The following is an 8,479-nucleotide window of genomic DNA, read 5'->3' on the forward strand; positions in this document are numbered from 1 at the left end:
CCGCGTCGAACTGCGGCTGCGCGCCTCCCTGGCCAGCAGCGATGCGGCCACCGCGCGCTACTACCCCACGCTGTCGCTGACCGGCAGCCTGGGGGGCTCCAGCAACTCGCTGCTCGACCTGCTGGCCAACCCCGTGGCGGCCCTGGGCGCCAGCATGACCCTGCCCTTTCTGAACGTGGGCGAGATGCGGCTGAACACCGCCATTGCGCGCAACCAGCATGAAGAGGCCGTGGTCAACTTCCGCAAGTCGCTGTACGCCGCGCTGGTGGAAACGGAAAAAGCCCTGTCCGCCCGCACCGAGCTGGCCAGCCAGGAGCAGGCACAGCAGCGCGTCATGCAGGAATCGGCAGAAATCACCCGCCTGTACGAGGCACGCTACCGCGCAGGCCAGGTACCCTTGCGCACCTGGCTGGATGCGCAGGAGCGCAGCCGCAACGCACAGCTGGCCCTGTCGGCCCTGCACCTGGCGCAACTGCAAAACCAGGTGACGATCAACAAGGTGCTGGGCGGCGGATGGCAAACCCCTTGAGCAAGGGCCGGCAACCTCCGCCAAAGTACCCGGCCCCGGTCAGAACGAATGCGCCATGCCCAGGTACAGGCCGGTCTGGCTGCCGCCCGGCGCCGGGTTGTTGTTGGTGGTCTCCACCGAGAAGTTCGCATTGCCGCCATTGCGCACATTGCCCACGCTGGCGTACAGCAGCGTGCGCTTGGACAGCGCGTAGTCGGCGCCCGCCCTGAACAGGTTGGCGCTGCCGCCGCCGTTGTTGACCGTGGTGCGGTAGCCCGCCCCGATCAGCGTCAGCGGGCCTGACACCTTGTAGCGCGCACCCATCCAGTACTGCCGCGCCTTGTTGGGCACGCCGGCCGCGCTGTCGGGCGCAGACAGCTGCTCATAGCCCGCGAACAGCTTGAGCGCGGACAGCGTCACCGTGCCGCCCAGCGTCAGGTTGCGGGAGGTGGTGTAGAGATCGCTGAAACGGCCATTGGCATCGCGGGCCACGTCGTAGATGGCGCGCAACTCGAACGTGGGCGCGGTATAGGACACGGACAGCGCATCCTTGCGCAGCCGCGATGCGCCCTGCGGCTGCTCGCCCAGGCCGGTCAGCGCCAGCACGCGCAGGCCGCCCCAGCTGGGCGTTTCGTACGAGACCATGTTGTCATGCCCGCCCCAGTTGCGCCCCCGCACCAGCGTGGCCGAGCCGATGAACTGCTGGCCCGTGGGGTCCAGCGCCCAGTGCGCATCCGAGATCGACAGGTCCTTGCCCAGCTTCAGCGTGCCCCAGCCGCTGCGCAGGCCCACGAAGGTGCGGCGGTTGAAGAAACCTGCGCCGTTGAACTTGGCATCGTCGATGCTGAAGCCCGACTCCAGCGTGAACAGCGCATGCAGCCCGCCGCCCAGGTCCTCCTCCCCCTTGAAACCCAGCATGCTTGTGCCCCACTGGTTGCCCACGGCCCGCCACAGGCTGCCGGAGCCCCCCGTGGCCGGGTCGTACACATTGTTCTGGTAGTCCACCCCCGCGACCACACGCCCATAGAGCGTGACCGAACTCTGGGCCTGGGCCGCCAGGGCCGTGCCCAATGCAAGCGCGGCCAGGCCAGCGCTGCGGATCATGCGTTTATTCATCTCCCTCTCCTCCTTGACATTGCCGATTGGCGAAAATCCCCATGGCCGCAGCACGGCTGCCATGGGGAGCAGCTTGAAACCGGTCGCCAGCCCCTTTCCTTGTGCTTCTTGTTCTTGTGCTTCTTGCTATTGCGGGTGCATGCAGCCCCGTGGTTGCGATGCCCTGCAGGCTGCTTTCATGAATTCTCCGCAGGGATGGCGCCAGACCTGAGCGATTCATGCGCAGACCTATGCATTTGCGGCGCGGGCGCCCCGGTGTTTTCCCCTGGAAGGGGGTTGAGCGACGTTCGGGGATGGGGCATGGCCGACGGATGCTCAGTCGCTCACTCCTGCGCAGAATCCTCCAGCCGAAAAATGCAGGCCATGGGCGTCCACTTGTCTCCAGGTGGTGTCCACGGCGTGGGGGCCTGAAAGGCCCACATCAGGTCTTCCCATTCGCACAACTTCGGATCGGTGGCGTAGGCAAGGGCCATGGCCCGGGCGTCATGCACCGCGTCATCGGTTTCCATGACCATCACCATGCGCGTGCCAAGGCGGTGGATTTCCATGCCGGTGACGCCATGGCTGCGCAGATGCGCAGCCACCTCCGGCCAGATCCGGTGATGCAGGGCTTCGTACCGGGCGATCAGCGCCGGGTCATCCCTGAGGTCGAGTGTAAGGCATTGGCGCATGGTGTCTCCATGGTGGTCAGGTCAGCGCGCGGTCCAGGTGGGTGTAGCCGCCATCGACGAACAGCCATTGCCCCGTGGTGTGCGATGCCCGCTCGGACAGAAGAAAGACGACCGTGTCCGCAATCTCCTCGGCCGCCGTCATGCGCCGGCCCAGCGGAATCCGGGCGCTGATCTGTTCCAGCTGGCGCCCGGGGTCGTCGAAGCGGCCCAGCCAGTGCAGGTACATCGGCGTCATCACCTCGGCGGGCACCACGGCATTGACGCGCACGCCATCGGCTGCCAGCGCGGCAGCCCATTCGCGCGTCAGCGAGAGCTGGGCCCCCTTGGCCGCGCAGTAGCCGCTGGCCTGGCCCTGCCCGGTCAGCGCGGTCTTGGACGAGATGTTGACGATGGCGCCACGGCTGGCCTTGAGGTGCGGCAGGCAATGGTGGGCCATGACGTAGTAGTGCACCAGGTTGGCCTGCAGCGAGCGCACGAAGGCGTCGCGCCCTGCCTCCAGTCCCACGCCGTCATTGATGCCCGCGTTGTTCACCAGGCCGTCGATGTGGCCGCAGTCCGCCGCAGCGCGGGCCACCATCTCTCCGCATGCCTGTTCATCGACCAGGTCGAAGCGGAAGTGGCGGGCCCGGGGCTGCAGCTCCATGAGCTGCGCCTCGAACCGCGCGGACATGGTGTCCTTGCCGCAGATCAGCGGAATCGCACCTTCACCGGCCAGCCGCAGCGAGATGGCCGCCCCGATGCCGCTGGCACCGCCCGTGACGATGAAGGTCTTGTCTTTCAGGTTCAGGTCCATGCTGCCTCCCATGTGGTCAGGTCATGCCTTGCGGATGCAGGCCGTAGCAGCGCGCGGCGGTGCCGCCCCACAGCGCCTCACGCTCGGAGGCCGACAGCCGCGACGACGCCCAGCCATCCACCAGCTCAAAGACCGTGGCGTATGGCGCGGCCAGCAGGCAGACCGGCCAGTCGGAGCCAAACATCAGGCGCTGCGGACCGAACACCTGCAGCGCCATATCTAGACAGCGCAGCAGGCAAGCCCTGCCTGCCCCGTCCAGCCCAGCGCGCCAGTCGGCCTCGGTCACTAGGCCCGAGAGCTTGCAGGCCACATGCGGCAGCGCGGCAAAACGCCCCAGCCGCGCCTGCCAGTGGCCGAATGCGGCCTGTTCCCGGGCCAGCACGGCCAGCGGGGGCTTGCCCAGATGGTCCAGCACCAGCCAGTGCGCGTCGTGCCGTGCGCAGAAGGCGGCAGCCGCCTCCATCTGGTGATGGAGGACGAGCAGGTCATACGCCCAGCCCTGGCGCTGCAACAAGGCCATGCCGCGCCCGAATGCGGCGCAGCCCAGAAAGGCTGCGGCATCGGGCTCGTCCTGCACCTGATGGCGCCAGCCGCACAGCCTCGGCTCGGCACGCCAGTCCTGCAGGCGCTCGCCCAGGCCCTCGCAGGTCAGGTCTTCCCACCCCACCACGCCGCGTATCCAGTCATTGCGCCGCGCCAGCTCCAGCAGGAACCGCGTCTCATCGACCGTGGCGCGCGCCTGCACGGCGATGGCGCCCGTGAAGCCGCAGGCAGACAGCTGGGGCAGGAGATGGCCGGGTGTGCGGTCCACCGCCAGGGCCCGCATGTCCGCGCCTATCCATGGATAGTCCCCGGCGCTGTAGCGCCAGAAATGCAGGTGTGCATCGATGCGCGGATGCAAAAGTGAATGGGAATGGGACAGGGCCATGGCTCAGGCCTGGAAGCGATACCTGGCCAGAGATTCCGGCTTCATCGTGATGGAAAAGCCGGGCGCACCGGGAGGCATGTAGGCCGCATTGCGCACCACGCAGGGATCCACAAAGTGCTCATGCAGGTGGTCCACGTACTCGATCACGCGCCCCTCACGCGTGCCGGACACGCAGACGAAATCGATCATGGACAGATGCTGCACATACTCGCAAAGGCCCACGCCCCCGGCATGCGGACACACGGGCAGACCGTACTTTGCGGCCAGCAGGAGTACCAGCAGCACCTCGTTGACCCCTCCCAGCCGGCAGGCGTCGATCTGCACCACGTCGATGGCGCCACGCAGGATGAATTGCTTGAAGAGAATGCGGTTCTGGCACATCTCTCCGGAGGCGACCTGGACCGGGGCAACGGCTTCGCGCACCGCGCGGTGGCCCTCCACATCGTCAGGGCTGGTCGGCTCCTCGATGAACCAGGGCCTGGCAAAGGCCAACTCCCGCACCCAGCCGATGGCCTGCCCCACCTCCCAGGCCTGGTTGGCGTCGATCATCAGCTGGCGGTCCGGCCCCAGCACCTCGCGCGCGATGGACACGCGCCGGATATCGTCCTGCAGGCTGCGCCCCACCTTGAGCTTGACGTGGTTGAAGCCACCGGCCACCGCCTCGCGGCACAGGCGGCGCAGCTTGTCGTCGTCATAGCCCAGCCAGCCGGCCGAGGTCGTGTAGCAGGGATAGCCCTCGCGCTCCAGCACGCCGATGCAATCGGCCTTGCGCGGCGACTGGCGATGCAGCAGCTCCAGCGCCTGGGCTTCGGTCAGGGCATCCGTCATGTAGCGAAAATCCAGCGCGCGGACGAACTCCTCGGGCGTGAAATCGGCCACAAGACGCCACAGCGGCTTGCCCTCGGCCTTGGCCCACAGGTCCCACACGGCATTGACCACGGCGCCGGTGGCCAGGTGCATCGCCCCCTTGTCCGGGCCGATCCAGCGCAACTGGCTGTCGGAGGTGATGTGGCGCCAGAAGCGCCCCATGTCCTGGCGGACCCAGTCAAGCTCCATGCCCTCCACCAGGTGGCGCATGGCCTCGATGGCGGCGCAGCAGACCTCGTTGCCGCGCCCGATGGTGAAGGTCAGCCCGTGCCCCTCAAGGCCGGGCGTGTCCGTCTCCAGGATCACATAGGCGGCGGAGTAGTCCGGGTCCGGGTTCATGGCGTCAGACCCATCCAGGTGCCTGGAGGTCGGAAAGCGCACATCGAGCACGCGCAGGGACAGGATTCGCGTCATGGTCTTCTCAGGCCTTGCCGGTTGTCGAGGGATTCGGTTGCACGCGAGCCGCCACCATGGTCTGGCGCTGCTCGCCCAGGCCGGCGATGCCCAGCCGCATGGCCTGCCCGGCACGCAAGTACATGGGCGGCTTCTGGCCCATGCCCACGCCCGGCGGCGTGCCGGTGGAGATCACATCGCCCGGTTGCAGGCTCATGAAGCGGCTCAGATAGCTGACGAGAAAGGCCACGCCGAACACCATGGTGGCCGTGCTGCCGTCCTGCATGCGCCGGCCGTCCACATCCAGCCACATGCGCAGCGCCTGCGGATCGGGCACCTCGTCGGCCGTGACCAGCCAGGGCCCCAGCGGGCCGAAGCCGTCGCAGCCCTTGCCCTTGTCCCAGGTGCCGCCGCGCTCGAGCTGGTACTCGCGCTCGGAGATGTCGTTGACCACGCAATAGCCCGCCACGTGCCGCATGGCCCGGGCCTCGTCGATATGGCGCCCGCCCTGGCCTATGACCACGCCAAGCTCCACCTCCCAATCCGTCTTCACGGAGCCGGGCGGAATCTCGATGGCATCGTCCGGGCCGCAGATGGCACTGGTCCACTTGCCAAACACCACGGGCTCGGGCGGCACCTGCATGCCGGCCTCGGCCGCATGGTCCGAGTAGTTGAGGCCTATGCACACGAACTTGCCCACCCGCCCCACGCAGGGGCCCAGACGCAGCGTGTGCTGCGGCACGCCTTCCACCAGGGGCAGTTGCAAGGGGTCCAGGGCGCCCAGTTGCGCCAGGCTGTCCGGCAGCAGCACAGGGCCGGCAATGTCGTCCACCACGCCCGAGAGGTCGCGCACACGCCCTTGCGCATCGAGCAGGCCCGGTCTTTCATGGCCCCTGGGGCCGTATCGCAGCAATTTCATGGAGCAGTCCTGTGCAGTTCAGTTGGACCAGCCACCGTCGATCACGCTCAGCGTGCCGGTGACGAAGCGGGATTCATCGCTGGCGAGATAGGTGGCCAGCGCGGCGATCTCCTCGGGCCGACCCACCCGCCCCATGGGCTGGCGCGCCACGAAGGCCGCACGCACCTGCTCCAGCGGCACGCCCTGCTGCCGGGCCTGGCCGTCGATGCGCGCCTGCAGCGACGGGGACTCCACCGTGCCAGGGCAGATGGCGTTGCAGCGTATTCCCTGCGTGACGAAGTCGGCCGCCACGGCCTTGGTCAGCCCGACCACGGCAGCCTTGGTGGCGCCATAGGCATGGCGAAGGGGCACGCCCTTCACGCTGGAGGCCGCAGACGACATGTTGATGATCGAGCCGCCGCCCTGGGCCAGCATGGCGGGCAGCAGGGCGCGGATGATGCGGTGCATGGAGGTGACGTTGAGCTGCCACGCAAAGGCCCAGTCCTCGTCACTGCAGTCCAGGATGCTGCCGTGGTGCACGAAGCCCGCGCAGTTGAGCACTGCATCGAAAGCCCTCTCCTGCCCGGCCAGTGCCAGGATGTCTTGCGCATCGGTCACATCCAGCCGCCGCGTACGCAGGCCGTCCCGTCCCTCCAGTTCTGCCAGCGCCTGCATGTCGATGTCGGTGGCCAGCACGCTGGCCCCCTCGCGGGCAAACATCAGCGCGCAGGCACGCCCTATGCCCTGCCCGGCTGCGGTGACGAGAATGTGTTTTCCGGCGAGTCTCATGGAGCCATTCCTTCCCTTGAAAAGGGTTCTGCACGGGCGATTCGCGGGCCGCGCCTATTGCTGCTGCTCACCTGCGAGCCGGGCCAGCATCAGGGCGCCGAGGATGATGGCGCCGTAGATGGCCTGTATCCAGAACGATGGCACCTGGGCCAGCGTCAGCAGGTTCTGCACCACGCCCAGCAGCAGCACGCCGCACAGCGCACCCGACATGGAGCCCTTGCCGCCATCGAGCGAAATCCCGCCGATGACGGCCGCCGCGAACACCGTGAAAATCATCGAGCTGCCCTGGTTGGCATTGATCGCGCCCACATAGCCCGTGACCACCAGCCCGCCCACTGCGGCCAGCACACCGGCCAGCACGAAGACGCCCCAGGTAATACGGTCCACATTGATGCCCGCCGCGCGCGCCGCATGGGGGTTGCCGCCAATCGCATACAGCGCGCGGCCCAGCCGGTGGTGGCGCAGCATCACGGCGGCCGTGCCGAACGCCAGCGCCGCCAGCCAGACCGACAGCGGCAGCCCCAGCAGCGTGGCCGTGGCCAGGGCGAAGAAAGGCTGCGGCATGTCGAACAGGGTGCCGCCCCTGGTCGCGCCCACCAGCACGCCGCGCAGCACGATCAGCATCGCCAGCGTGACGATGAAGGCATTGAGCCGCAGCCTGACGACCAACAGGCCATTGAGAAAACCCGTGCATGCGCCCACGGCTGCGATGGCCAGCAGCCCCGCCGCCACCGGCCATTCCGTGCCAAAGCCCCCCGAGGCTGCGGGAATCACCAGCATGGCGCCCACCGCCGGCGCAATGCCCACCGTGGACTCCACCGACAGATCGAACTTGCCCGTGATGATGATCAGCGACTCCGCCAACACCACCAGCGCCAGGGCTGCCGAGGCCCCCAGGATGCTGACCAGGTTGGCCGGTGTCAGAAAGCTGGGGCTGGTCAAGGCTCCCAGCACGAACAGCAGGGCCAGCGCAGGGACCAGCGCATAGTCGCGCAGCCGGTGCAGGGCGAGCCGCCCGGCGGCCGGCACGGGCACAGCCGTGTTCGGCGAGACGAAGGTTTCAGTGCGCATGCAGGCTCACTCCTTCCATGGAGGCAATCAGTTCGCCCTCGTCCCAGCCTCTGGCGAGTTCGGCCACCACATGGCCATGCGACATCACCAGCACGCGGTCGCAGATGCGCAGGTCGTCCAGCTCGCTGCTCGCCAGCAGCACGGCCCGGCCCTGCCGTCGCTCCTCCTCCACCACGGCCAGCAATGCCTGCCGGGACTTCACATCCACACCCGCAGTGGGATCGATGAGCACCAGCACATCGGGTTCGCTGGCCAGGGCGCGCGCCATCACCACCTTCTGCTGATTGCCGCCCGACAGGCCGGACACGGCCTGCTGCGGCCCGCTGGCCGCCACATCGAGTGCACGCATGGCCGACAACGCCGCGGCCTGCCTGCGCGATGGCGCGATGAACCCGAACCGGCCCAGCCTGTCCATGATGGTCATGGTCGCGTTCTCGGCACGCGG

10 protein-coding genes are annotated in these 8,479 nt (G+C 67.9%); 1 reads left to right on the forward strand and 9 read right to left on the reverse strand.

Features of this window, described 5'->3' with window-relative positions; all coding sequences use genetic code 11:
- Positions 1-529: TolC family protein (locus L995_RS10155; protein WP_047471355.1), on the forward strand; the 529-nt coding region annotated here is incomplete at its 5' end.
- Between the two features lie 39 nt (positions 530-568).
- Here L995_RS10155 and L995_RS10160 read toward each other — a convergent pair.
- The 9 genes from L995_RS10160 to L995_RS10200 form a co-directional block, all read right to left on the reverse strand.
- On the reverse strand, positions 569-1,624 hold the full coding sequence (locus tag L995_RS10160) for a porin (protein WP_047471356.1): 1,056 nt from the start codon (positions 1,622-1,624) through the stop codon (positions 569-571).
- 323 nt (positions 1,625-1,947) lie between these two features.
- On the reverse strand, positions 1,948-2,295 hold the full coding sequence (locus tag L995_RS10165) for an L-rhamnose mutarotase (RefSeq protein ID WP_047471358.1): 348 nt from the start codon (positions 2,293-2,295) through the stop codon (positions 1,948-1,950).
- Between the two features lie 16 nt (positions 2,296-2,311).
- The gene (locus tag L995_RS10170) at positions 2,312-3,088 is read right to left on the reverse strand and encodes an SDR family oxidoreductase (RefSeq protein WP_046986695.1); all 777 of its coding nucleotides are present in this window, start codon (positions 3,086-3,088) and stop codon (positions 2,312-2,314) included.
- A 16-nt stretch (positions 3,089-3,104) separates the two neighbouring features.
- Positions 3,105-4,016 carry an amidohydrolase family protein gene (locus L995_RS10175; protein ID WP_052195780.1) on the reverse strand — a complete coding sequence of 304 codons (912 nt, stop codon included), beginning with the start codon at positions 4,014-4,016 and terminating at the stop codon, positions 3,105-3,107.
- 3 nt (positions 4,017-4,019) lie between these two features.
- Positions 4,020-5,297, reverse strand: coding sequence for an L-fuconate dehydratase (locus L995_RS10180; RefSeq protein WP_047471363.1), 1,278 nt, complete (start codon positions 5,295-5,297; stop codon positions 4,020-4,022).
- Positions 5,298-5,304: 7 nt separating this feature from the next.
- Entirely contained in the window at positions 5,305-6,195 is an 891-nt protein-coding gene (locus tag L995_RS10185; protein WP_047471365.1) for a fumarylacetoacetate hydrolase family protein, read from the reverse strand.
- A gap of 18 nt (positions 6,196-6,213) precedes the next feature.
- Positions 6,214-6,963, reverse strand: coding sequence for an SDR family oxidoreductase (locus tag L995_RS10190; RefSeq protein WP_047471368.1), 750 nt, complete (start codon positions 6,961-6,963; stop codon positions 6,214-6,216).
- Positions 6,964-7,017: 54 nt separating this feature from the next.
- A complete protein-coding gene (locus L995_RS10195) occupies positions 7,018-8,034 on the reverse strand; it encodes an ABC transporter permease (RefSeq protein WP_047471370.1) in 1,017 nt (338 codons plus the stop codon).
- Positions 8,024-8,479, reverse strand: a 456-nt coding sequence (locus L995_RS10200; protein ID WP_156136028.1) for an ATP-binding cassette domain-containing protein, incomplete at its 5' end; no start/stop codon positions are given. The genes L995_RS10195 and L995_RS10200, both read right to left, overlap by 11 nt.

Source organism: Delftia sp. ZNC0008, assembly GCF_000799035.1.
In the GTDB taxonomy this organism is placed as follows: Bacteria; Pseudomonadota; Gammaproteobacteria; order Burkholderiales; family Burkholderiaceae_C; genus Comamonas; species Comamonas tsuruhatensis.